The organism is Dermacoccus sp. SAI-028 (assembly GCF_004346775.1).
GTDB lineage: Bacteria > Actinomycetota > Actinomycetes > Actinomycetales > Dermatophilaceae > Dermacoccus > Dermacoccus nishinomiyaensis.
The window spans coordinates 1,393,881-1,417,659 of sequence record NZ_SMFS01000001.1; the positions used below are offsets into that span (position 1 = coordinate 1,393,881).

Sequence of the window (23,779 nt, forward strand, 5' to 3'; positions counted from 1 at the left end):
TAACCATGAAGTAGGACGCGCTCGTCGCACGCCGGTTCGGGCGTGGACACGGCTGCGGCGAGCCTCCCCGCCTTCCGCGACGAACGCCGCTAACGTGCTCGGGTGAGCGAGCAGGCGGAGCAGGATCAACCGTCGATGCTGCGTACCCGCGCCCGCCGCGTGGCGCGCCGCGTGCCCGGCCTCTACGCCGTGTGCCGCCTCGTGCTCGAGACGCTGCGCCAGTGCATGCGCTACCGCGTCACCGGCCTCGCCTCCGAGGCGGGTTTCTTCGCGTTGCTGTCCTTCCCGCCGCTCGTCTACGGCCTGCTCGGCGTCATGGGCTACGTCGGCGGCGCCCTCGGCGGACGTACCGTGGACGACATCGTCCGCACGATCGAGCGCTACCTCGAGGGGATCCTGCCGGGGGAGGCGCTGCAGAACGTCGTCATGCCGACGCTGCACGACGCGCTCGAGGGTGGACGCCCCGACGTCGTCTCCATCGGCTTCCTGCTGTCGCTGTGGTCCGGTTCGCGGATGATCAACGTCATCGTCGACACCATCTCGATCATGTACGGCCAGGGCGGCGTGCGCGGCATCGTGCGCGCCCGTGCGCTGTCGGTGACGTTGTACTTCGTCTCGCTGCTGTTCATCGGCGCCGTGCTGCCACTCATCGTCATCGGCCCGGATCTGCTCGGACGCATGCTGCCGCCCGGTCTGCTGTTCCTGCTGACGCTGTACTGGCCCGTCGTCGGCGCCATCACGATCGTCGGGTTCGCGACGCTCTACTACATCGCGACACCTGTGCGCACGCCATGGGTGCGCGACCTGCCCGGCGCCGGATTCACCCTCATCGCCTGGGTCATCATCTCGCTGTTCCTGCGGAGCTGGTTGTCGGCGTCCGTCGGCGGCATCTCGATCTACGGCCCGCTCGCAGCAGCGATCATCGCGCTGATATGGCTGTACTCGTTGTCGATTGCCGTGCTCATCGGTGCCGCGCTCAACAGTGCCGTCGCGCGGCTGTGGCCCGTCGCCGCCGCGCCCATCGGAGTGCGTGCGCGGACGCGTGGGCTCATCGAGGAACAGGTGGCCAAGGTGCGTTCACGGGCGGGCGACGACGCCCCGTACGACCAGGAGAACGAGACGTCGGCCGGCGCAAGGCATGGGCGCCCGTACGGCGAGCGAGCTGCCGTGGTGGATCGTGGGGCGCGGCCCGACGGTGGCGTGGCGACGCAGGGCGAAGCCGCCGCCGAGACTGCTCGCCCCGACGACATGGCGCAGCGTCGCAGCGCGTGACGCGGCATCCGCGCCGCCCACGTTGCGCGTGAACGTGAGCATCGGTTAGTGTTTCCTCTCGTTGCAGCGCGACAGCGCAGTAGCAGGCGGACATAGCTCAGTTGGTAGAGCGCAACCTTGCCAAGGTTGAGGTCGCCGGTTCGAGCCCGGTTGTCCGCTCTGTGTCTTCTTGGACACGCACGGTGCGAACCGTGTTCGGTGGAGTGGCCGAGAGGCGAGGCAACGGCCTGCAAAGCCGTCTACACGGGTTCAAATCCCGTCTCCACCTCGGGCGATTGGCGCAGCGGTAGCGCGCTTCCTTGACACGGAAGAGGTCACTGGTTCAAACCCAGTATCGCCCACCAGAACAGAACACAGCCACGATGCTCCCACGGCCCGGCCGTCGGGAGCATCGTGCTGTTCCGCTGCCGGCTGCCAGCTGCCGGCTGGGCGAGAGATCCCGGGCCGGTGTGTGGGGGACGCCGTGGGCACGGGGCCCGGCGGCCATCGCCCGGAAACGCGTCATGGATGACGCGTTGTGGGGCAAAGTCGAGCGGCGCATGCGGGCGGGGCCGTCGACCGACGTGCAGCGGGCCGGCCGGCTTTCCTTGGTGGGGCTCATGTGCGCATGATGGCGTCATGACGAATGAATCGAACTTCGACCTCGGCCCCATGGACGGCTACGCGGATCAGGCCCAGGCCGCCGACGACGTCACGGGCGAGGCGTACGAGAACATGCTCGACCAGGGGTTCACGACACCGGAGCGCGAGCCGAACGTCGAGCGCTGGGAGAACGAGCACGAGACCCTCGGCGAGCGCCTCGAGGAGGAGGTGCCCGACGTCGACCCCGACTCGGCGTACGGCAACCCCGACGGCGTTCCGTCACCTGACGACGAGTTCGACGACACGCGCGTCGGCCGCGTCGTCGCCCCCGACGAGGGCCTGGCGGAGGATCGCGAATCCGAACTCGTCGCCGAGGACGACGGTTTCGCGGGTGGCGCCTCGAGCGCCGAAGAGGCTGCGCTGCACTTCACGGACGGTCGCGACGCGGCGGGTTTCGACGACGGCATCGTCGACGAGCCCGGCGCCTGATCGAGCGGACGCAGAGTGCGAGGCCGCCGGAGCGTCGCGGTGCGCCGCCGTCAGCGGGATCCGAGCATGAGGATGAGGTCGGCCATGCGCTGAGGGCGGTCGAACATGACGAAATGGCCGGATCGCTCGACAACGGCCTTCCGCACGTCTGCATCGGCGGCGATTTCGCGTGCCTCGCGCAGCACGGCGCGCACCCAACGGGTTGGCGTGCGTCGCGGCAGGCGCCCGGTGGCGGCGACGACGAGCGTCGGCAACTGCGGCGTCAGCGGTGACGTCGTGCGCAGCGCATGCAGCTCACGAATGCAGGATGAATATGCCGACAATTCGTGAAGACAGGTCTCGAGCACGCTGATCGACGCCATCTCGTCGCGCAGGCCGGGGACCGATCGCGCGAGTGAACGACGCGCGGGCACCGTCAGCGTGAGAATCGTGGGGCCGCAGACCCGCCAGGCAGCGACGGCCGGGCGGCTTCGCAGGGCCGCCACCAGGAGTCGTGCGCGTCGGCCCGATCGAGGCGTCTCGGGCTCGGCGGAGCCGTCCTCGGCGAGTGACCCGTCGAGCAGGACGAGGGCCGCGGCCCGCTCCGGGGTCATGCGCGCCGCGGCTTCCGCCACGACAGCCCCGAAGGAATGACCGACGAATGTGACAGGGCCCGGCACGCCCAGCGCGTCGAGCGCGTTCAGCAGGTGCGCTGCGTCGTCCTCGAGCATGGCCGGCGCGCCGGCCGTTTCTGTTCTTGGGGACGGTCGGCGTCCGCGCGTTCGACATCGGGACGTGCGGCATCAGGACGTGCGGCGGCTCCAGGGTGCTCGACATCAAGGCGTTGGGCGTCAAGGTGCCCGGTGCCAAGTCGCTCGTCGGCGGGACCTTCGACGGCGATGACGCGATGGGTGGCCGACAAGCATGGCGCGACAGGCGCCCAGTCCCACACGAACGACGCGATGCCGGGGGAGCAGGCGAGCGCGGGCCCGTCGCCTGCGTCGAGAACGCGCGTCGCGCGGCCCGTCACGCTGATCATCTGGGAAGCGCGCCGGGAAACGGCTCAGCAGGGGAGGCCGAGGACGAATCGGACGCCCGGCGGTGGCCCGGCCCGGCGAATCGATGCGGGCCGCATCGTGGCGGCGCACCACGTCCGCACGGCGACGCGTTCGCGACGGCGGGTCGAGACGTGACCGACGGCCGCTGCGGCGTCGTGGTCGAGGCGCAGCTCCCGCCACACGATGCGCAGGCGGGCGTAGGACAGCGCGGAGATGACGACGAGCAGCACTCCCGAGAGGCCGTCGGTGGTGCGCAGGAGCGTCGCGGCTGGGCGTCCGGAGACGAAGTACGCCGAGGCGTACGACGGTCCACGGATGCAGCTGCGGATCGAGCAGCGGCGCGATGAGCCAGGTCGAGGACAGCACGGCGGTGATGAGGCACGGTCGGCGTGAAGCCAGCGTCCTCCGTCCCGCCTTCGTCGTCGCGATCGCGCACTCGTCGAGCGGCGTGCGTGGGCCCCGATCCCCGTCGACTCGGCGATGCCGATTTGGTGAACGCGCGATGATCCGGGTAACGTTCTCGTCGTTGCCGAGGGCGGAAAGCCCGAGGAAACAGGCGGACATAGCTCAGTTGGTAGAGCGCAACCTTGCCAAGGTTGAGGTCGCCGGTTCGAGCCCGGTTGTCCGCTCCATTCCCATATCTGGGGCGATTGGCGCAGCGGTAGCGCGCTTCCTTGACACGGAAGAGGTCACTGGTTCAAACCCAGTATCGCCCACCATCACATCAAGGCCTTCGGCGTGTCGCCGGAGGCCTTGATGCACATCCGGCCAAGACTGATCGAGACTCGCTTTCGCAGGAACCGTCTCCCTCAGGCAGGGGCCGAACACGCAGCGTCCGTGACCGCCGCACGATCCAAGGGGAGCGCATGAGCGCCGAAGCCACGCACCGACCAGGAATCGCCCAGTGGACGACGTGGGCTCCGGTCCTCGGAGCCGTCGTCCTCGCCGCCACATGGGGACGCAGCCTGCCGGGCGTCGTCGCCGTCCTCGTCACCGCGGCGTTGTTCGGCGCCGTTCTCGCCGCCGTCCACCACGCCGAGGTCATCGCCGCGAAGGTGGGCGAGCCGCTCGGTTCGATCGTCCTCGCGGTCGCCGTCACCGTCATCGAGGTGGGGCTCATCGTCACCCTCATGGCCTCCGGCAAGGACGGCGTCGAGACGCTCGCGCGCGACACGGTGTTCGCGGCGCTCATGATCACGATCAACGGCATCGCCGGTCTGTGCATCTTCCTCGGCGCGGGGCGCCGCGGGTTGGCACGCTTCAACCCGGAAGGGTCGGCGGCCGCGCTGGCGGGCGTCGTCACCGTCGCGGGGCTGTGCCTCGTGCTGCCGACGTTCACCTCGGCCCGCAGCGGGCCGGAGTTCTCGCCGTCGCAGCTCGCGTTCGCCGCGATCAGCTCGATCGGTGTGTACGCGATGTTCGTCCTCACCCAGACGGTGCGTCACCGCGACTTCTTCGTGCCCGTCGACCGCGCCGGCAAGCCGCTCGACGACGAGGGAGACGAGGACGCCCACGGCCCGGCCCCGTCGACGCGCGCCGCGCTCGTCAGCCTGGGCCTGCTCGTCGTGGCGCTCGTCGCCGTCGTCGGTCTGGCGAAGGTGCTGTCGCCGTCGATCGAACAGGCCGTCGACGCCGCGGGCTTCCCGCAGAGCTTCGTCGGCGTCGTCATCGCCCTCGTCGTGCTGCTGCCGGAGACGCTCGCCGCCGCGAACTACGCGCGCGCTGGACGCGTTCAGAACAGCCTCAATCTCGCGTACGGCTCGGCGATGGCGAGCATCGGCCTGACGATCCCGACGCTCGCGGCGCTGTCGCCGTTCCTGTCGTCACCGCTCGAACTGGGCCTCGGCAGCATGCACATCGTGCTGCTCGTGCTCAGCCTCGTCGTCGGCATCCTGACGATCGTCCAGGGCCGCGCGACGCGGTTCTCCGGGTGGATCCTGCTCGTGCTGCTGTTCGCGTACGTCTTCCTCGCCGCGAATCCGTGACCCGCGTCGGGGCAGCGCGCGAGGGCGTGCGTCCTCGGTAGGTCGCCACGTGGCCGGGCTCTCATCCGCTCCGGCGCATCCGCCCGCGCGTGACGCGGCCGGACTACTGTGGCCTCTCGTGATCGACGCTCTCGCCGCCAGCACGGATCGTGCGCTCTTTCGCGACGTCACGGCGTGGGACGTCGAGGCGGTGACGTCGGATCCCGACGATCTCGAGCACGGTTTCCACGTCGTCGTGCAGACGTTCGAGGGCGAGCTGCTGGCCGCGCGCATGCGATCGGTGGTGCGGCACCCGACGCAGCCGTGGCGGGGGAGTGCGGCCCTGGCCGAGCCGCCGTCAAGGCCCGCGGAATGCGACGTCGAATGGCGATCGTCGCTGTCGCGCGACGCCTACTGCGACGGCGTCGGACGGATCCGCGAGCACATCGCGGCCGGCGACGTGTACCAGGTGAACCTCTGTCGGACGCTGACGACGGACGCCGCGCTCGACCTCGACGTCCTGTTCCGCGGCGTGCTCGCCCACAACCCGGCGCGTCACGCCGCGCGTATCGACATCGCGGGCCTGCCGCAGATCGTCAGCGCCTCGCCGGAGATGTACCTCGCGCGCGAGGGCGCCGTCATCAGTTCCGCGCCGATCAAGGGCACGTCGACGTGTCCGGAGACGATGCTCGCGAAGGACGCGACGGAGAACGTCATGATCACCGACCTCGTGCGCAACGACCTGCAACGTGTCTGCGTGCCCGGTTCGGTGCGCGTCGACCCGCTGCTCGAGATGCAACAGCACCCCGGCCTCGTCCACCTCGTCTCGACGGTGTGGGGCGAGGTCTGTGACGACGTGACGTGGGCGCGGCTGCTGAGCGCGACGGGGCCGCCCGGCTCGGTGTCGGGCACCCCGAAACTGCGGGCTCTCGACGTCATCGAATCACTCGAGGTGGGGGCGCGCGGACCGTACTGCGGCGCCATCGGGTGGATCGACGCCGATCGGGGCGCCGCGGAGCTGGCCGTCGGCATCCGTACGTTCTGGCAGAAACTCGCCGGGGGTGGGGCTGCGGCCGCGAACGGGCACGGGATATCGTCTCCGTCGACCCACTTCGGGGTGGGCGCCGGGATCACGTGGGATTCGGTGCCTACGGCAGAATGGGATGAGACCGAACTGAAGGCACATCGCCTGCTCGCCATCGCGCGGGGCGCGGCACTGGAGGAGACACCATGAGCATCCGGATCTGGGTCGACGGTCGCCGCGTCGACGAGGGCGCGGCCATCTCACCGATCGACCACGGCATCACCGTCGGCGACGGTGTGTTCGAGACCGCCAAGATCGACGGCGGCCGCGTGTTCGCGTTGTCGCGTCATCATGATCGGATGGATCGCAGCCTCGCCGGCCTCGGCCTGCCGAAGCTCGATCGCGACCGCATCGACGAGGGCGTCAAGGCCGTGCTCGAGGGGGAGCACATCGACTTCGGGCGCCTGCGCTACACCGTGACCGGCGGCGTCGGCCCACTCGGTTCGGATCGCGGCGACGCCCCGCAGACGTACATCGTGACGGCGGGCGCCGTGCCGCGACCCGCGCCGACGACGAAGGTCGCGACGGTGCGCTGGACGCGCAACGAGAACTCGGCCGTCGCCGGGTTGAAGACGACGTCGTACGCGGAGAACGTCGTCGCGCTCGCCGCGGCGAAGGAGGCCGGCGCGAGCGAGGCGATCTTCTCGAACACGCTCGGCAACCTGTGCGAGGGAACCGGGTCGAACATCTTCGTCGTGCTCGGTGAGCGCGTCGTCACGCCGCCGCTCGAGGACGGCCCGCTCGCCGGCATCACGCGCGCGCTGACGATCGAGTGGGCGCGCGAGTTCGGCGTCGAGATCGCCGAGGAACACCTGAGCTTCGATGTGCTCGACGAATGCGACGAGGCGTTCGTCACCTCCTCGACGCGCGACGTGCAGGGCGTGCACGCCATCAACGACCGGGTGCTGTGCGACGAAGGCACCCCCGGCCCCATGACGTCGCGCATCGCGGCGATCTTCGCCGAGCGTCAGGGCGAGCTGCTCGGCTGACGGCGGGTTCCCGCCGGGTTTGCCTCGGCGCGGGGTTCCCTCGACACGCGACTGCGCGATGTCGTGGCGGTTGATGTGGGTTGAGGTCGGTTGACGTCGGTTCACGCCCGGCCGTGAAGTCTCCCGCGCGCGGCGTCGGAATCGTCGGCTCAGGCGCCCCCCGTTAGGCTTGGCTGCCATGAGTTCGACGACCACCGCCCGCGACGCTGATTCCCGCGATTCTCGAGAGCCCGGGCAGGGCGAGGAGCACGACTGGGAGTGGCGTCGACGCATCCGCGCCAACCCGAAGAGCGCGCGACTGTACCGCATCGGCGTCGGTGTGCTCGGCGCACTCGTCGTCATCGTGGGCATCGTGCTGCTGCCTTTTCCGGGGCCGGGCTGGCTCGTCATCTTCCTCGGCCTCGGCATCTGGGCGAGCGAGTTCGAGCGCGCGCAGCGGCTGCTCGGCTGGGTGCGCGCGAAGGTGCAAGCGTGGTGGGACTGGCTCGAACGCAAGGGCTGGTGGGCGCAGGCGCTGGCCGGTCTCGCGACGTTCGTGCTCGTCGTCGCGATCTTCTGGGCGATGTTCGCGGTCTCCGGAGTGCCGGGATTGTTGCCGGACTTCGCCGAGAACTGGCTCGACGACGTGCCGGGGCTCGGCGGCTGACGCACCCGGCTCGTTTGGTGTTCATCGACGCCGTGGGCTAGTGTTTCCCGCGCACCACACGGATGTATAGCTCAGTTGGTTAGAGCGTTCGCTTCACACGCGAGAGGTCAGGGGTTCGAGTCCCTTTACATCCACCATCAGGACGCGGAATCATCGGATTCCGCGTTTTTTGCGTCCTGCGGACACCGCTGGGCCACCGATGGAAGGAGCGCCCATGCCCGTCCTGCTCGCCGCCGTCACCGACTCGCCCCTCGACGTCGACGCCCACGGGCGCGCCGTCGACGACGCACGTCAGGGCGCGTGCGTGACGTTCGTCGGGACGGTGCGCAACCACGACCCGGAAGCTGACGGCGAGGTCGTCGCGCTCGATTACACCGCGCACCCGAGCGCCGCGGCGACGTTGCGGGAGGTGGCGGAGGCCGTCGTCACGCAGCTGGATCCGGACGGTGAGACACGCGTGGCGGTCAGCCACCGCATCGGACGCGTCGCGGTGGGGGAGAGCGCCATCGTCGCCGCCGTCAGCTCGCCGCATCGCGCGCTGGCGTTCACGGTGTGCGGCGAACTGGTCGACCGCATCAAGCACGACGTCCCGCTGTGGAAGCAGCAACACCTGCGCGACGGCAGCGCGGTGTGGTCCGGGCTGTCGTCATGATCGACCTGCCGACACCCCGCGTGCGCCGTGCCCTGCGCGGCGAACTCTCCACCGCTGCAGGCGTTTCGGATGACGGTCCGCTCGTCGACTCGTTCGGGCGGGTGCATCGGGACCTGCGCATCTCGCTGACCGACAAGTGCAATCTGCGCTGCACCTACTGCATGCCCGCCGAGGGTGTGCCGCTCGCGCCGCGCGACACGTTGTTGGCGAGCGACGAGATCGTCACGGTGGCTCGCATCGCCGTCGAGGCGGGCATCACCGAGATCCGCCTCACGGGCGGCGAACCGCTGCTGCGTCCCGACATCGTCGACCTCGTCGAACGCCTGGCGGCCCTCGACGGGCCGGGCGGGCGCCCCGAGCTGTCGATGACGACGAACGCTGTTCGGCTCGCGCAGTTGGCGAAACCGTTGCGTGACGCGGGCCTGGCGCGACTCAACGTCAGCCTCGACACGCTCTCGCCCTCGCGTTTCGCGACCATGACCCGTCGGGATCGACTCGACGACGTCATGGCCGGCCTCGACGCGGCGCGCGCCGCCGGTTTCGCGCCGATCAAGATCAACACGGTGCTGCTGCGCGGCGTCAACGACGACGAGGCGCCCGCACTGCTCGACTGGGCCCTCACTGAGGGGCACGAACTGCGTTTCATCGAACAGATGCCGCTCGACGGCGGGCACGTGTGGAACCGCGCCGAGATGGTGACGGCTGCCGAGACGCTCGACCTGCTGCGTCGCACGCACTCGCTGGACGCGCTGCCCGGACGCGGCGCCGCCCCGGCCGAGCTGTACGAGGTCGACGGAGGCCCGGGCCGCGTCGGCATCATCGCGAGCGTGACGATGCCGTTCTGCGGCGCGTGCGACCGGCTGCGGCTCACCTCCGACGGCCAGCTGCGCTCGTGCCTGTTCGCGCGCGGCGAGACCGACGTGCGCTCGGTGCTGCGCAGCGGTGGCGCGGACGCCGAGGTCCGCGCCCGCATCCGAGCCTGCCTCGCCGGCAAGCAACCCGGCCACGGCATCGACGAACCCGGATTCCTCCAGCCGCCGCGGCCGATGAGCGCCATCGGCGGCTGAGCGATCGATGGCGCGCCTAGGTCGGGCAGTCGGGTCGGTGCACACGTGGGTGCCAGGCTCGCGCTGCGGGGCGCCGGCGCGTCGTCCCGCCTCCCCAGGCCTTCCGACTGAGTAGTTATGCATTGTTTTGGCATAACTACTCAGTCGGGGTATTCTGAAGGCATGTCCAAGGTCTTGACTTCCCTGCCCGTCGGCGAACGCGTCGGCATCGCCTTCTCCGGTGGCCTCGACACCTCCGTGGCCGTCGCCTGGATGCGCGACAAGGGCGCCGTCCCCTGCACCTACACCGCCGACCTCGGCCAGTACGACGAGGACGACATCGAAGGCATCCCGGGCCGTGCCGGCCAGTACGGCGCCGAACTGTCGCGTCTCGTCGACTGCAAGAAGGCGCTCGTCGAGGAGGGTCTCGCCGCCATCGCGTGCGGCGCGTTCCACATCCGCTCCGGCGGGCGCACGTACTTCAACACGACGCCGCTGGGCCGCGCCGTCACCGGCACGCTGCTCGTGCGCGCCATGCAGGCCGACGGTGTGTCGATCTGGGGCGACGGCTCGACGTTCAAGGGCAACGACATCGAGCGTTTCTACCGCTACGGTCTGCTCGCCAACCCGGGCCTGCGCATCTACAAGCCGTGGCTCGACGCCGACTTCGTCAGCGAACTGGGTGGGCGCCAGGAGATGTCCGAATGGCTGACGGCGCACGATCTGCCCTACCGCGACTCGGCGGAGAAGGCCTACTCGACGGATGCCAACATCCTCGGCGCGACGCACGAGGCGAAGACGCTCGAGCACCTCGACGAGTCGATGGAGATCGTCAAGCCGATCATGGGCGTCGCCTACTGGGACGACGCGGTGAAGATCGACACCGAGGACGTCGTCGTCCGCTTCGAATCGGGGCTTCCCGTCGCGATCAACGGTGACGACTTCGGCGGCGACGTCGTCGCCCTGTTCCAGGAGGCCAACGCCGTCGGCGGACGCCACGGGCTCGGCATGAGCGACCAGATCGAGAACCGCATCATCGAGGCCAAGTCGCGCGGCATCTACGAGGCGCCCGGCATGGCGCTGTTGTTCATCGCGTACGAACGGCTGCTCAACGCCGTCCACAACGAGGACACCATCGCCGCGTACCACGACGACGGACGGCGCCTCGGGCGGCTGCTGTACGAAGGACGCTGGTTCGACCCGCAGTCGCTCATGATCCGCGAGGGTCTGCTGCGCTGGGTGGCGTCCGCCGTCACGGGTGAGGTGACGCTGCGCCTTCGTCGCGGCGAGGACTACTCGATCGTCGACACCCAGGGCGACAACTTCTCCTACCACCCCGACAAGCTGTCGATGGAGCGCACCGAGAACGCCGCATTCGGCCCCGTCGACCGCATCGGGCAGCTGACGATGCGCAACCTCGACATCGCCGACACGCGTGGCAAGCTCGAGTTCTACGCCGCACGCGGCGGGCTGGGCAAGGCGCAGACCGACCTCGTCGGCCAGCTCGAGCCCGGTGGCGCGCAGCAGATCGCGTCGAACCCGAACGTCGACGCCGACGCTCTCGCACTCGACGAAGCGGCGATGGAGTTCGGCACCGACTGACCTGCCGAGTCGTCGGCGCCGATCGACCGAGACCTCGGTATCGGTCGACGATGTCGGCACGCTCGCAGCGAGCGAGGAGGCCGCCCACTGGATGGTGGGCGGCTTCGTCGCGTCCGGACAGCAGTGTGGTCGCCAGCTGGACACGGCGCCGTCAACGACCGTCACCCAGGTTGGTAATGGCGGCCGAACCTCGCGACTGTGGACGCCGCTCGCCGAGGTGTAGAGGAATCGCGAATGTGGACGCAAATCGCAGATGAGTACGGGCCCCTGACCCACCTGCGATTTTCGTCCACATCGGCGATCTACGTCCACATTCGTAGGAGATCCTCAGCAACAGCCGCCTCGCATCACCGCGGGCGACCAACGTCACGCCTGGGTGGTGCCGGCGGCTCGGCGTGGGGTGGTCGGGGGCACCCGGTAGCCTTGGCGGCACGGGCCGTGCCATTCGTACGTGTGCGGCCGAGTCTGCACGTCACGAACAAGGAGCACAGCCGTGTCCGAGAACATCACCCTGACCGTCAACGGCGAACCACGCGAGGTCGAGCAGGGCACGACGGGCACGGACCTGTTCGGCGGCGACAAGGCCGTCCTCGTCATGCGCATCGACGGTGAACTGCGCGACCTGTTCCGCGAGATCCCGGACGGCGCGTCCGTCGAGCCCGTCACCGCGCAGGACCCCGAGGGCCTCGCCGTCCTGCGTCACTCCGCGGCCCACGTGCTCGCGCAGGCGGTGCAGCAGATCAACCCGAGCGCGAAGCTCGGCATCGGACCGCCCGTCACCGACGGTTTCTACTACGACTTCGACGTCGCCGAGGCGTTCACGCCCGACGACCTCAAGAAGCTCGAGAAGGCGATGCAGAGGATCGTCAACGAGGGCCAGACGTTCAACCGCCGCGTCATCACCGACGCCGAGGGCCTCGAAGAACTGGCGCACGAGCCCTACAAGTGCGAGCTCATCGGCCTCAAGGGCAACGCTGCGAATGCGGCCGAGGGCGCGGAGGCCGAGGTCGGTGGCGGTGAGCTGACGATCTACGACAACGTCCGCCGCGACGGCACCGTCGCCTGGGGCGACCTGTGCCGCGGCCCGCACGTGCCGTCGACGAAGGTGCTCGGCAACGCGTTCAAGCTCATGCGTTCGGCCGCCGCGTACTGGCGCGGCAGCGAGAAGAACCCGCAGCTGCAGCGCATCTACGGCACTGCGTGGCCGACGAAGGACGAGCTGAAGGCCTACCTCGAGCGCCTCGCCGAGGCCGAGAAGCGCGACCACCGCAAGCTCGGCGCCGAGCTCGACCTGTTCAGCTTCCCCGAGAACATCGGCCCCGGCCTGCCCGTGTTCCACCCCAAGGGCGGCATCATCAAGCGTGAGATGGAGGACTACGTCCGCCGCCGTCACATCGAGGAGGGCTTCTCCTACGTCGGCACGCCGCACATCGCGAAGGAAGACCTCTTCTACACCTCGGGTCACCTGCCGTACTACGCGGACGGGATGTTCCCGCCCCTCGACGTCGACGGGCAGAACTACCGCCTCAAGGCGATGAACTGCCCGATGCACAACGAGATCTTCCGTTCGCGTGGGCGCTCCTACCGCGAGCTGCCGCTGCGCTTCTTCGAGTTCGGCACGGTGTACCGCGACGAGAAGTCGGGCGTGCTCTCCGGTCTGACGCGCGTGCGCATGATCACCCAGGACGACTCGCACAGCTACGTCACGCCCGAACAGGCGCCGGGGGAGATCAAGCACCTGCTCGACTTCATCCTCGGCCTACTGCGCGACTTCGGCATGAACGACTTCTACCTCGAGCTCTCGACGCGCGACGTCGACGGCGACAAGAAGGACAAGTTCATCGGCACCGACGAACAGTGGGACATCGCGACGAAGGTGCTGTCGGACGTCGCGCTCGAGTCCGGCCTCGAGCTCGTGCCGGACCCGGGCGGTGCCGCGTTCTACGGCCCAAAGATCTCCGTGCAGGCGCGCGACGCCATCGGCCGTACCTGGCAGATGTCGACGATCCAGTACGACTTCAACCAGCCCGCTCGTTTCGGCCTCGAGTACCAGGCGGCGGACGGTTCGCGTCAGCAGCCCGTCATGGTCCACTCGGCGAAGTTCGGCTCGATCGAACGCTTCCTCGGCGTGCTCGTCGAGCACTACGCGGGCGCGTTCCCGGCGTGGCTCGCGCCGGTTCAGGTGCTCGCCGTGCCCGTCGCGGAGGAGTACTACGACTACCTGCAGGACGTCGCGATGAAGCTGCGCGAAGCCGGCGTGCGTGTCGAGGTCGACATGAGCGACGACCGCTTCCCGAAGAAGATCCGCAACGCGTCCAAGTCGAAGGCGCCGTTCATCCTGATCGCCGGTGAAGAGGACCGCGACAACGGCGCCGTCTCGTTCCGTTTCCGCGACGGGTCGCAGAAGAACGGCGTGCCGGTGGCCGACGCGATCGCCGAGATCACCCGCGTCATCACCGAACGTCAGAACACCGACCCGACGGCCGGCTGACGTCTGCCTCGACGACGACGCGCGCCCCCGAACCTCGCGGTTCGGGGGCGCGCTCGTGTGTTGGCATGTGCACCCGAGGGCCGGCGTTCGACACGGCCGGGTGACCACGCTCGGGGTAGGGAACCCGGTTGCGTCACCCGTCGCGGGGACCCACCTCAGCGCACGGTCACTTCGCTGCAGCGAAGCCCTTCTCGAGGTCGGCGATGATGTCGGCGGAGTTCTCGATGCCGACGCTCAACCGCACGAGTCCGGGCGTCACGCCGGCGCCGCGGCGGTCCTCGTCGCTGCCCTGGGAGTGCGTCGTCGACGCAGGATGGATGGCGAGGGAACGGACGTCACCGATGTTCGCGACGTGCGAGTGCAGTTCGAGAGCGTCGACGAACTTCTTGCCCGCCTCGACGCCGCCGGCGATCTCGAACGACAGCACGGCGCCGGAGCCGGCGGGCAGGTAGCGGTCGGCGAGTTCCTTGTAGGGGCTCGACGGGTCGGAGGCGTAGAACAACTTCTCGACCTGCGGCTGCGACTTCAGGAACTCGACGACCTTCTTCGCGTTCTCCACGTGTCGCTCCACACGCAGCGACAACGTCTCGAGGCCTTGCGCGATGAGGAACGCGTTGAACGGGGAGACGGCCGCGCCGAGGTCGCGCAGCAGTTCGACGCGCGCCTTGAGGATGAAGGCGAGGTTCGCGCCGAGCGGCGATCCGACGCCGAGGTCGCGGGCGAACACGAGACCGTGGTAGCTCTCCGACGGCTCGTTGAACTGCGGGAACTTCGCCGGGTCGGCGGCGTAGTCGAACGTCCCGGCGTCGACGAGCACGCCGGCGATCGACGTCCCGTGCCCCCCGAGGTACTTCGTCGCGGAGTGAATGACGACGTCCGCGCCATGCTCGATCGGGCGCAGCAGGTACGGCGTCGCGACGGTGTTGTCGACGAACAGCGGCACCCCGGCGTCATGCGCGATGTCGGCGAGGCCGCGCACGTCGAGCACCTTCTGGTCGGGGTTGCTCAGCGTCTCGCCGAACAGCAGCTTCGTGTTGTCGCGGATGGCGCCGCGCCACTCGTCGAGATCGTTGATGTTGTCGATGAACGTCGTCTCGACGCCGAGTCGCTTGAGCGTGTACTTCAGCAGGTTGTACGTGCCGCCGTACAGCGCGGACGAGGCGACGATGTGGTCGCCGGCCTGAGCGACGTTGAGGATGGCGAACGTCGTCGCCGCCTGACCCGACGCGAGCAGCAACGCGCCGACGCCGCCCTCCAGCGCGGCGATGCGGTCTTCGACCGCCTGCGCCGTCGGGTTGCCGATGCGCGTGTAGATGGGGCCGAGATCCGACAGGCCGAAGCGGTTGGCCGCGGTCTCGGCGGAGTCGAAGACGAACGACGTCGTCTGGTAGATCGGCAGCGCCCGGGCGCCGGTGTCGCCGTCGACGTTCTGGCCGACGTGGATCTGCTTGGTCTCGAAGGCCCAGTTCTCGGAGCTCATGATGATGTCCCTCTCGAGGAGTACGTGGACGCACGGGCGGCGCACCGTACGTGTGGTGCCCGAAGGGGAATCCCTCCGCGCTTGCCCGGACGCGCTCGGCGCCGGGCCAGGTCGTCACCCGGAGCACCCCGCCGCGGTGGGAGGGTTGCCGGCCAGCAAACCGGGGTTTGACGCTGGCGCTCGTGACCTGCGGCCACTCTAGGCCGGGTGGTGTCATCAGGCGGGAATGCTGTCTCACATTCCGGTCGCGGCCCCGTGCTGACGCGACGCGCCTACGGGCGACGACCCTCATGCCGTGCTTGACTGTTGCCATGACACCGACGATCGTCCGCGCGCGCCGCGAAGACGCGTTCGCCTGCGCGGCGCTGCGTCTGCAGATGGACCTCGAGGCGGGGGAGAGCAACCGCTCCGGCTTCATCACCGAGTATGCCGATCACTGGCTCGCGCACTACGACGATCTGCCGACGTGGCTCGCCTCGAGTGCTGACGGGACGGCTCTCGGCATGGTGCAGACGTCGCTCGTGCACCGGCCCCCGGCGCTGGCTCGGCCGGCGCAGCCGTCGCTCAACATCGCGGTCGTCTTCGTCACGCCGTCGGCGCGCGGCCAGGGCCTGGCCGAGCGGATGCTGCGGATCGTCGACGCCTGGGCCGACGCGCACGACGTCGCGCGAATGATGCTCAACGCCCGTCCGCGTGCCCGCAGGCTGTACGAACGGGCCGGCTTCGGCCCGCCGGACGAACGTCACATGCAGCGTGTGGCGCCGTTCGGCCTCGACGCCCGCCGCGATGCGGAGCGTGCGTCATGAGCGACGACGTCATCTGGGCGCTCGATCAGCGCGAGCGCTGCATCGCCTGCCCGTCCAAACCGGTCGCGAACGCCGTCGTCCTGCACCTCGGTGCTGACGGCGCCCTCGCGCGCGACGCTGTCGAGCAGTGGGCTCGTGACGGCGTCATGGCCGCCTCGGTCGCATGGCCGGGGGCGGCGGCCGGCCTCGATGACGACGACTGGCTCGACCTCGAGGACGCCGTCACGGGCCTCGCCGGGCTGGCGAGCATCGTCGCCGTCGTCGGTGACGGCGACGCGGCCGAGGTCGCGCGGACGTTGGCGGGCCGTGTCGGCGACGTCGCGCACGCGGGGGAAGCCGACCGAACCATTGTCCCGGCGCGTCTGCGCGAGATCGCGGCGGTCTGAGACCGCTCACCCGGGGTGCATGGTGCGCGCGAGCCCACCCGCGGCCGCTGCGTCGAGGCAGGCGGGGCTCTAGGATCGGGCCATGGTCGACGAGTTCAACACTGATTCGCAGGACGACATCCTCATCGAGCAAGCCGGCGCCTTCGCGGGCGAGGCCGACGGGTTCGGGCGGCTGTGGACGCCGCACCGCATGGCGTACATCGAGGGCGAGCGTCCGACAAAGGACGCCGGCCACGGCTGCCCGTTCTGCGCGTCGCCTACGAAGACCGACGCCGACGGCCTCATCGTCCACCGTGGTGAGCACTGTTTCGTCGTGATGAACCTGTTCCCGTACAACCCGGGCCACCTGCTCGTGTGCCCGTACCGTCACGTCGCCTCGTACATCGACCTCACCGACGACGAGACCGAGGAGTTCACGAAGCTGACGAAGGCCGGGGTGCGTGCCCTCAAGGCCGCGTCGAACCCGGGCGGGTTCAACCTCGGGATGAACCAGGGTGACGTCGCAGGTGCCGGCGTCGCCGCGCACCTGCATCAGCACATCGTGCCGCGCTGGGGTGGCGACATGAACTTCATGCCGATCATCGGGCGCACCAAGGCGCTGCCGGTGCTGCTCGAGGACAGCCGTCAGCGCATCGTCGCGAACTGGCCGAACGACTGACACCGGGCACCACGGGCAGTGCGCTGCCTCGAACGGGTATATCGAACCGCTACAGTTGAACCACCATGCTCAACAAGTACGCGCGCGCGTTTTTCTCCGCCATCTTCCGGCCCATCGCCCAGCTCCTGCTGCGTCTCGGCATCAGCCCCGACGTCGTGACGATCGTGGGCACCGTCGGTGTCGCGTTCGGTGCACTGTGGTTCTATCCGCGCGGCGACTTCCTCGTCGGCACGTTGTTCATCACCGTCTTCGTCTTCTCGGACATGCTCGACGGCAACATGGCGCGCCTGTCGGGCCGCTCGTCGACGTGGGGTGCCTACCTCGACTCGACGCTCGACCGCGTCGGTGACGCCGCGATCTTCGGCGGCCTCGTCCTGTACTACGCGGGCAAGGGCGACAACTTCCTCATGGCGTGCCTCGCGCTCGCGTGCCTCGTGCTCGGCTCGGTCGTCTCCTACGCCAAGGCCCGGGCCGAGGGTCTCGGCATGCAGGCGAACGTCGGCATCGCCGAGCGCGCCGACCGTCTCGTCGCCGTGCTCGTCACGACCGGCCTCGTCGGCTGGTTCCTGCCCGAGATCGTGCTGACCGTCGTGCTCACGCTGCTCGCCGTCGCATCGTTCATCACGGTCGTGCAGCGCATGCTCATGGTGCGGAAGCAGGCCCTCGCCAAGCCGTTCGAGGGCTGAGCGCGTGGCCGCCGAGGGGTTGACGACGCGCGCCCGCGACGCCGTCACCGTCGCAGCGTTCAAGGGCGCCTGGTGGGGCGTGCGGGCGCTGCCCGAGCGCGCCGCCCACCGCCTCTTCGACGTCATCGCGGACGTCACGACGCGCCGCGGCGGCCCGAGCGTCGCGCGGATGCGCTCCAACTACGCGATCGCGCGCCCCGAACTCGACGACGCAGCCCTCGACGCGCTCGTCGCCGCCGGCGTGCGCTCGTACCTGCGCTACTGGTGCGAGGCGTTCCGACTGCCGTCGCTGACACGCGAGCAGATCGCCGAGAGGGTGACCACCTCGGGTGAACTCGAGGCGACCCGCAGCATGCTCGCCGATGGACGCAGCGTCGTCGCCTACCTCGGCCACCTCGGCAACTGGGATCTCGCGGGCGCCTGGTCGGCGACACAGCTCGCGCACGTGACGACGGTCGCCGAGCGACTCGAGCCCGACGCTCTCTTCCGCGCGTTCCTGCACTTCCGCGAAGAGCTGGGCATGACGATCATCCCGCTGACCAAGGGCGAGAACGTCCTCGGCCAGGTCGAGACGCTCGTGCGCGAACCGGGTGCGTTCGCGCCGCTGCTGTCGGATCGCGACCTCACGAGCCGCGGCGTCACGGTCGACCTGTGCGGCGAGCCGGCCCGCCTCGCTGCCGGCCCCGCCGTCATCGCCCGACGCACCGGTGCGGCACTCGTGCCGATCACGATCACCTACCGCCGGCGCGACGGCGGCAGCGGCTGGGGCATCGACATCCGCTTCCACCCGGCGGTCGACATCGCCCACACCGATGATGCCCGCGCCGACGTGCAGACCGCCGTCCAGGCGTGCGCCGACGCGCTCGGTGGCGCCATCCGCGAGCACACGCAGGACTGGCACATGATGCAGCGCGTGTTCGTCCGCGACCTCGACGCGCGCCGGGGCTGAGCGGTGCGGATCGGCCTCGTCAGCCCGTACTCGTTCGACGTGCCCGGCGGTGTGCAGCTGCACGTGCGCGACCTCGCGACGTACCTGCTCGCAGAAGGGCACGAGGTCAGCGTCCTCGCGCCGAGCGACGGTGACGACGCGGGTGCGCCGTACGTGACGAGTGCCGGGGGAGCGATGCCCATCCGCTACAACGGTTCCGTCGCGCGCCTGGCGTTCGGTCCGGTCGCGGCGAGCCGGACGGCGCGCTGGGTGGAGCGCGGCGACTTCGACGTCCTGCACGTCCACGAACCGATGACGCCGAGCGTGTCGCTGCTCGCGCTGCGCACGTACGACGGGCCGGTCGTCGCGACGTTCCACACCTCGATCGAGCGTTCGCGCGCGCTGCAGCTCGCCCAACCGTTCCTGCGCCCGGCGCTGGAGAAGATCACCGGGCGCATCGCCGTCTCGCGCGCCGCGCGGGACACCGTCGCGCGCCATCTCGGCGGTGACGCCGCGCTCGTGCCGAACGGCGTCTACGTCGACCGGTTCGCGACGGCTCGCCCCGAGGCGCGCTGGCAGGATGGGGGCGAGCGCCCGACGATCGCCTTTCTCGGACGCATGGGGGAGCCGCGCAAGGGCCTGCGCGTTCTGCTCGACGCCGTCCCGCTCATCGCCCGGGCGCACCCCGGGGTGCGCGTCCTCGTCGCGGGGCCGGGTGACGTCGACGCGGCGCGGCGGGAGGTGCCCGCCTCGGCTGAGGGTCACGTCGAGTTCCTCGGGCTGCTCAGCGACGCCGAGAAGGCGTCGTTGCTGGCGTCGTGCGACGCGTATGTCGCGCCCAACATCGGTGGCGAGAGCTTCGGGATCATCCTCATCGAGGCGATGAGCGCCGGCGCCCCCGTCGTCGCCAGCGATCTGGAGGCCTTCGCGCGCGTGCTCGACGACGGCCGCTGCGGCGTCCTCTTCGACACCGGCGACGCGGCGGCGCTGGCGCATGCGGTGACGGGGGTGCTCGCTGACCGCGGTGCGCGTGACGCCCTGTCCCGGGCCGGGAGAGAGCGCGCGCGGCTCTACGATTGGTCGGCCGTCGGGCAGCAGGTCATCTCCGCGTACGAGACGGTCCGCAGTTCGCATGCCGCGGCCGCCGCGGTGGCGGGACGCCGATCATGAGCGGCGTGTGGGCCGACGTCGCCGTCGTCGTCGCGCTGTTGCTCGCGCTCGCCTGGTATCTCAGCTACACCGCAGCGCGCCTCGACCGGCTGCACGCTCGCGTCGAGGGGTCGCTGGCCTCGCTCGACGCGCAGCTCGTGCGCCGCGCCGAGGCCGCGGCCGAGTACGCGCAGGCCACCGCTCTCGACCCGGCGAGCGCGCTGCTGCTCGCCTCGTCGGCGGCCGATTCGCTGCAGGCCGCCGACGGCGCCCTCATCACGGACGACGTGCAACAGGTCGGCGTACCCGTCGAGCGTGCGCAGGCCGAGACGGCGCTGACGCAGACGCTTGCGCTCGTCGTGGGTGACGCGTCGGCGACGGACGGCGCCGCGTCGCGGGCGGAAGCAGCTGGGCGCCGCCCGATCAGCACCGTGCCTGACGTCCCAGGCAGCGCGCCCGCGGAGGGTGACGACGGGGCCCGTCAGCGTCTCGCGGACGCATGCGATCGCGTCGAACTCGCCTACCGATTCCACAACGAGGCCGTACGCGACGTACGTCGCGTACGCGCCAAGGCGATCGTCCGGGCGTTGCACCTGGCTGGACGCACGCAGCTGCCGGAAGAAGTCACGTTTGCCACCCGCGTCCACGGCCTCGGTCGCACCGACGCGTGGCGCTGATTTCTGCCGGAGCAGCCGTGTTCGGGCTGGCGTCGTCGGCCCCATCATGCCGTGGCCGGTAGCTGCCATCGACGATCATCTGTCTCCTTCATGCCCGTCTCGGGGCTAGCGTGGGCTCTCGCGTCGCATCCGCGGCGCCCATCAGAAAGAGGGACGAACACATGAGCTCTGCAGGCTCCGAACAGAACACCGCCGTGGCGACCGACCGCGTCAAGCGCGGCATGGCCGACATGCTCAAGGGCGGCGTCATCATGGACGTCGTCACCCCCGAGCAGGCGAAGATCGCCGAGGACGCAGGAGCCGTCGCCGTCATGGCCCTCGAACGTGTGCCCGCGGACATCCGCGCGCAGGGCGGTGTCTCGCGCATGAGTGATCCCGACATGATCGACGGCATCATCGAGGCCGTGTCGATCCCCGTCATGGCGAAGGCGCGCATCGGGCACTTCGTCGAAGCGCAGGTGCTGCAGGCGCTCGGCGTCGACTACATCGACGAATCGGAGGTGCTCTCGCCCGCCGACTACGCCAACCACATCGACAAGTGGGCCTTCGACGTGCCGTTCGTGTGCGGCGCGACCAACCTCGGTGAGGCGCTGCGACGCATCAACGAGGGCGCCGCGATGATCCGCTCCAAGGGTGAAGCGGGCACCGGCGACGTGTCGAACGCGACGACGCACATGCGCAAGATCCGCGGCGAGATCCGCCGCTTGACGTCGATGGCCGAGGACGAACTCTACGTCGCGGCCAAGGAGATGCAGGCTCCCTACGCCCTCGTGCGTGAGGTCGCCGAGAAGGGCAAGCTGCCCGTCGTCCTGTTCACCGCAGGCGGCATCGCGACGCCCGCCGACGCAGCCATGATGATGCAGCTCGGCGCCGAAGGCGTCTTCGTCGGCTCCGGCATCTTCAAGAGCGGCAACCCCGCCCAACGCGCCGAAGCGATCGTCAAGGCCACCACCTTCTACGACGACCCCGACACCCTCGCCAAGGTCTCCCGCGGCCTCGGCGAAGCCATGGTCGGCCTCAACGTCGACGAGATCCCCGAACCCCACCGCCTGTCCGAACGGGGCTGGTGATAGTTCCTCGGCTCGTCTTCCGGTTCGCCGTGTCCGGGGCGCGCAGGCTTGCCCTGGACACGTGCTCATTCGGTGCGACAGCACGCGGGGAGAACGGCTCAGATCCTTCTCTGATCCGCTCGCGGATCAGAGAAGGATCTGAGCCCCCATCATCACCGTCCGTTCCTTGGGGAGGCGGAAGTAGTCGGCGGGGACGGCGGCGTTGTGGCTCATCGCCATGAACAGCAGTTTGCGGAGCTTCGACATGCCGGGGCGGCCTGCGTCGATGAGGCCGATCTCGGAGACGAAGTAGTAGGCGGTGTCGGGGTCGATGTCGACGCCTTGGTCGGCGGCGATGCGCAGGGCGGCGGGCACGTCCTGGTCGTCCTGGAAGCCGTAGCGCAGCGTCAGGTGGGTGATGCGGTCGTAGTCGTTGCCGAGGTGGTCGAGCACGACGGTCTCCTCGGGTGCGATGTGCGGCACGTTGGCGCTCTTCGTCGTCACGATGAAGACGTTCTCGTGGATGACGTGGTTGAAGTTGGCGTTCTCACGCATGGCGAGCGGCGTCGTCGTCCGGTCGGGGTGGAGGAACACTGCGGTGCCGGGGACCTCGCGCAGGTCACCGCAGCGGGCGGAGCGCACGAAGTCGTCGAGGGGGCCTTCGATGTCGTGGCGGCGGCGCGCGACGATGTCGCGGCCCTTCTGCCACGTCAGCATCGACAGGCCGATGCCGCAGGCGATGACGACGGGCAGCCAGCCGCCGTGGAACAGTTTCGCGACGTTGGCGGTGAAGAAGATCCCCTCGAACAGGTAGAGGAAGAAGCCAAGGATGACGAGGCGCCACTTGGGCCACTTGAGCGTGCTCTGCGCGTAGACGAGGAACAGTGTCGTCGTCATGAGGAACGTGCCCGTCACGGCGAGGCCGTAGGCGACGGCGAGTTTCTCGGAGCTGCGGAACGCGAGCAGCAGCGTTATGACGCCGATGAACAGCACCCAGTTGACGCCGGGGATGTAGATCTGGCCCTCTTCCTCCTCGCCGGTGTGACGCACCGTCATGCGCGGCAGGTAGCCGGAGCGCTCCGCTTGGCGGGCGACGGAGAACGCGCCGGAGATGACGGCCTGCGAGGCGATGACGGTGGCCGCGGTCGCGAGGATGACGAGGGGGAGCTTGGCCCATTCGGGGGCGAGCAGGAAGAACGGGTTGGAGATGTTCTTCGGGTCGCTGAGGATGAGCGAGCCCTGCCCCATGTAGTTGAGGATGAGGGCGGGGAAGACGAGCACGAACCAGGCGCGCGTGATCGGCGCGCGACCGAAGTGGCCCATGTCGGCGTACAGTGCCTCGGCGCCCGTCACGCACAGGACGATCGAGCCGGCCGCGACGAACGCGATGAAGGGGTGGCCGATGACGAAGCTGCCCGCGTACGTCGGCAGCAGTGCTCGGAAGATCTCCGGGTCGCGGACGATCTGGTTGACGCCGAGCGCGGCGAGGGTGACGAACCAGACGATCATGACGGGGCCGAAGAACTTGCCGACGGCGTCCGTGCCCTTCTGCTGGATGAAGAACAGCGCTGTGATGACGATCGCGCCGATGGGGACGACGTACTCGGTGAGCCCTTCATGCACCGTCTCGAGACCCTCGATGGCCGACATGACGGAGATCGCCGGCGTGATGACGCTGTCGCCGAAGAACAGGGACGCGCCGATGACACCGAGGATCATGACGATGCCCCAGCGTTTGCCGCCCTTGGGCACGCCCTGTCGCACGAGCGCGGCGAGCGCCATGATGCCGCCCTCGCCGTCGTTGTCGGCGCGCAGGACGAACAGGACGTACTTGATCGTCACGATGATGGTGAGTGCCCAGAACATCCAGGAGATGACGCCGTAGATGTCGCTCTCGTTGGCGACGACGGCGTTGTGGTCGACGTTGAAGACGCTCTGCACCGAGTACAGCGGGCTGGTGCCGATATCACCGAAGACGACGCCCAGGGCGCCGAGCATGAGCGCGGCCATGCCCTTCTTCGCATGGCCGCCGGGGGTCGACTCGGGGGTGGATGCGCCCTCGCTCGTCACGCTCGCTTCAGTACTCACCCGGAAAGTATGGGGCCA

The 23,779-nt window shown here is 69.4% G+C and carries 21 protein-coding genes, 6 tRNA genes, 1 pseudogene and 1 riboswitch; of the genes and pseudogenes, 24 read left to right on the forward strand and 4 right to left on the reverse strand.

Annotated features, from left to right (window positions below):
- The first annotated feature begins 102 nt into the window (after positions 1-102).
- The 5 genes from EDC82_RS06360 (at position 103) to EDC82_RS06380 (ending at position 2,343) form a co-directional block, all read left to right on the forward strand.
- Positions 103-1,272: a YihY/virulence factor BrkB family protein gene (locus tag EDC82_RS06360; protein WP_131940914.1), complete on the forward strand. Its 1,170-nt coding sequence runs from the start codon at positions 103-105 to the stop codon at positions 1,270-1,272.
- An 86-nt stretch (positions 1,273-1,358) separates the two neighbouring features.
- Positions 1,359-1,431, forward strand: a tRNA-Gly gene (locus EDC82_RS06365).
- Between the two features lie 38 nt (positions 1,432-1,469).
- A tRNA-Cys gene (locus tag EDC82_RS06370) sits at positions 1,470-1,540 on the forward strand.
- Position 1,541: 1 nt separating this feature from the next.
- A tRNA-Val gene (locus tag EDC82_RS06375) sits at positions 1,542-1,616 on the forward strand.
- 274 nt (positions 1,617-1,890) lie between these two features.
- Positions 1,891-2,343 (forward strand): DUF5709 domain-containing protein, encoded by a 453-nt coding sequence (locus tag EDC82_RS06380; protein ID WP_115296279.1) that lies wholly within the window; start codon positions 1,891-1,893, stop codon positions 2,341-2,343.
- A gap of 50 nt (positions 2,344-2,393) precedes the next feature.
- Here the strand turns inward: EDC82_RS06380 and EDC82_RS06385 are convergent.
- Together EDC82_RS06385 and EDC82_RS06390 are read right to left on the reverse strand one after the other, a co-directional pair.
- A pseudogene (locus EDC82_RS06385) lies at positions 2,394-3,086 on the reverse strand (alpha/beta fold hydrolase); the annotation flags it as partial.
- Between the two features lie 299 nt (positions 3,087-3,385).
- Complete coding sequence (locus tag EDC82_RS06390; protein ID WP_131940918.1) at positions 3,386-3,610, reverse strand: hypothetical protein; 225 nt, start codon at positions 3,608-3,610, stop codon at positions 3,386-3,388.
- A 326-nt stretch (positions 3,611-3,936) separates the two neighbouring features.
- On the opposite strand from EDC82_RS06390, the gene EDC82_RS06395 reads away from it, so the two are divergent.
- From EDC82_RS06395 to thrS, 11 genes are all read left to right on the forward strand, one after another.
- Positions 3,937-4,012: transfer RNA gene (locus EDC82_RS06395), tRNA-Gly, on the forward strand.
- Between the two features lie 12 nt (positions 4,013-4,024).
- A tRNA-Val gene (locus tag EDC82_RS06400) sits at positions 4,025-4,099 on the forward strand.
- 147 nt (positions 4,100-4,246) lie between these two features.
- On the forward strand, positions 4,247-5,365 hold the full coding sequence (locus tag EDC82_RS06405) for a calcium:proton antiporter (RefSeq protein ID WP_131940920.1): 1,119 nt from the start codon (positions 4,247-4,249) through the stop codon (positions 5,363-5,365).
- A 118-nt stretch (positions 5,366-5,483) separates the two neighbouring features.
- Entirely contained in the window at positions 5,484-6,578 is a 1,095-nt protein-coding gene (locus EDC82_RS06410; RefSeq protein WP_131940922.1) for a chorismate-binding protein, read from the forward strand.
- Positions 6,575-7,417 (forward strand): aminotransferase class IV, encoded by an 843-nt coding sequence (locus tag EDC82_RS06415; protein WP_200829282.1) that lies wholly within the window; start codon positions 6,575-6,577, stop codon positions 7,415-7,417. The genes EDC82_RS06410 and EDC82_RS06415 overlap by 4 nt, the downstream gene beginning before the upstream one ends.
- A gap of 178 nt (positions 7,418-7,595) precedes the next feature.
- Positions 7,596-8,063: a TIGR02611 family protein gene (locus EDC82_RS06420; RefSeq protein WP_131940924.1), complete on the forward strand. Its 468-nt coding sequence runs from the start codon at positions 7,596-7,598 to the stop codon at positions 8,061-8,063.
- Positions 8,064-8,123: 60 nt separating this feature from the next.
- Positions 8,124-8,200 (forward strand) — tRNA-Val (locus EDC82_RS06425).
- A 77-nt stretch (positions 8,201-8,277) separates the two neighbouring features.
- A complete protein-coding gene (locus EDC82_RS06430) occupies positions 8,278-8,715 on the forward strand; it encodes a molybdenum cofactor biosynthesis protein MoaE (RefSeq protein WP_131940926.1) in 438 nt (145 codons plus the stop codon).
- Positions 8,712-9,782, forward strand: a complete 1,071-nt coding sequence (gene moaA, locus EDC82_RS06435; RefSeq protein WP_235006147.1) for a GTP 3',8-cyclase MoaA — start codon at positions 8,712-8,714, stop codon at positions 9,780-9,782. The genes EDC82_RS06430 and moaA overlap by 4 nt, the downstream gene beginning before the upstream one ends.
- 162 nt (positions 9,783-9,944) lie before the next feature.
- Positions 9,945-11,363 (forward strand): argininosuccinate synthase, encoded by a 1,419-nt coding sequence (gene argG / locus EDC82_RS06440; RefSeq protein WP_131940928.1) that lies wholly within the window; start codon positions 9,945-9,947, stop codon positions 11,361-11,363.
- Positions 11,364-11,856: 493 nt separating this feature from the next.
- A complete protein-coding gene (gene thrS / locus EDC82_RS06445; protein WP_006944552.1) occupies positions 11,857-13,854 on the forward strand; it encodes a threonine--tRNA ligase in 1,998 nt (665 codons plus the stop codon).
- 166 nt (positions 13,855-14,020) lie between these two features.
- Here thrS and EDC82_RS06450 read toward each other — a convergent pair whose 3' ends face one another.
- Positions 14,021-15,334: a bifunctional o-acetylhomoserine/o-acetylserine sulfhydrylase gene (locus EDC82_RS06450; RefSeq protein ID WP_006944529.1), complete on the reverse strand. Its 1,314-nt coding sequence runs from the start codon at positions 15,332-15,334 to the stop codon at positions 14,021-14,023.
- A 72-nt stretch (positions 15,335-15,406) separates the two neighbouring features.
- A riboswitch (SAM riboswitch) is annotated at positions 15,407-15,522 on the reverse strand.
- Positions 15,523-15,645: 123 nt separating this feature from the next.
- Here EDC82_RS06450 and EDC82_RS06455 point away from each other — a divergent pair.
- From EDC82_RS06455 to pdxS, 8 genes are all read left to right on the forward strand, one after another.
- Positions 15,646-16,140, forward strand: a complete 495-nt coding sequence (locus tag EDC82_RS06455) for a GNAT family N-acetyltransferase (protein ID WP_160126198.1) — start codon at positions 15,646-15,648, stop codon at positions 16,138-16,140.
- Entirely contained in the window at positions 16,137-16,526 is a 390-nt protein-coding gene (locus tag EDC82_RS06460) for a hypothetical protein (RefSeq protein WP_038567939.1), read from the forward strand. Before EDC82_RS06455 ends, EDC82_RS06460 begins: the two co-directional genes overlap by 4 nt.
- Positions 16,527-16,608: 82 nt before the next feature.
- Positions 16,609-17,184: an HIT domain-containing protein gene (locus EDC82_RS06465; RefSeq protein WP_051805843.1), complete on the forward strand. Its 576-nt coding sequence runs from the start codon at positions 16,609-16,611 to the stop codon at positions 17,182-17,184.
- A 65-nt stretch (positions 17,185-17,249) separates the two neighbouring features.
- Positions 17,250-17,870: a phosphatidylinositol phosphate synthase gene (gene pgsA / locus EDC82_RS06470; RefSeq protein ID WP_062257612.1), complete on the forward strand. Its 621-nt coding sequence runs from the start codon at positions 17,250-17,252 to the stop codon at positions 17,868-17,870.
- Between the two features lie 4 nt (positions 17,871-17,874).
- Positions 17,875-18,819: a phosphatidylinositol mannoside acyltransferase gene (locus EDC82_RS06475; protein WP_062257616.1), complete on the forward strand. Its 945-nt coding sequence runs from the start codon at positions 17,875-17,877 to the stop codon at positions 18,817-18,819.
- Positions 18,820-18,822: 3 nt separating this feature from the next.
- Positions 18,823-19,968 (forward strand): glycosyltransferase family 4 protein, encoded by a 1,146-nt coding sequence (locus EDC82_RS06480; RefSeq protein WP_062257618.1) that lies wholly within the window; start codon positions 18,823-18,825, stop codon positions 19,966-19,968.
- Positions 19,965-20,624 (forward strand): hypothetical protein, encoded by a 660-nt coding sequence (locus tag EDC82_RS06485; RefSeq protein ID WP_062257619.1) that lies wholly within the window; start codon positions 19,965-19,967, stop codon positions 20,622-20,624. The genes EDC82_RS06480 and EDC82_RS06485 overlap by 4 nt, the downstream gene beginning before the upstream one ends.
- Before the next feature lie 161 nt (positions 20,625-20,785).
- The gene (pdxS, locus tag EDC82_RS06490; protein ID WP_006946845.1) at positions 20,786-21,694 is read left to right on the forward strand and encodes a pyridoxal 5'-phosphate synthase lyase subunit PdxS; all 909 of its coding nucleotides are present in this window, start codon (positions 20,786-20,788) and stop codon (positions 21,692-21,694) included.
- Between the two features lie 126 nt (positions 21,695-21,820).
- Here the strand turns inward: pdxS and EDC82_RS06495 are convergent, their stop codons facing one another.
- Positions 21,821-23,761: a potassium transporter Kup gene (locus tag EDC82_RS06495; protein ID WP_235006148.1), complete on the reverse strand. Its 1,941-nt coding sequence runs from the start codon at positions 23,759-23,761 to the stop codon at positions 21,821-21,823.
- Positions 23,762-23,779: the final 18 nt, after the last annotated feature.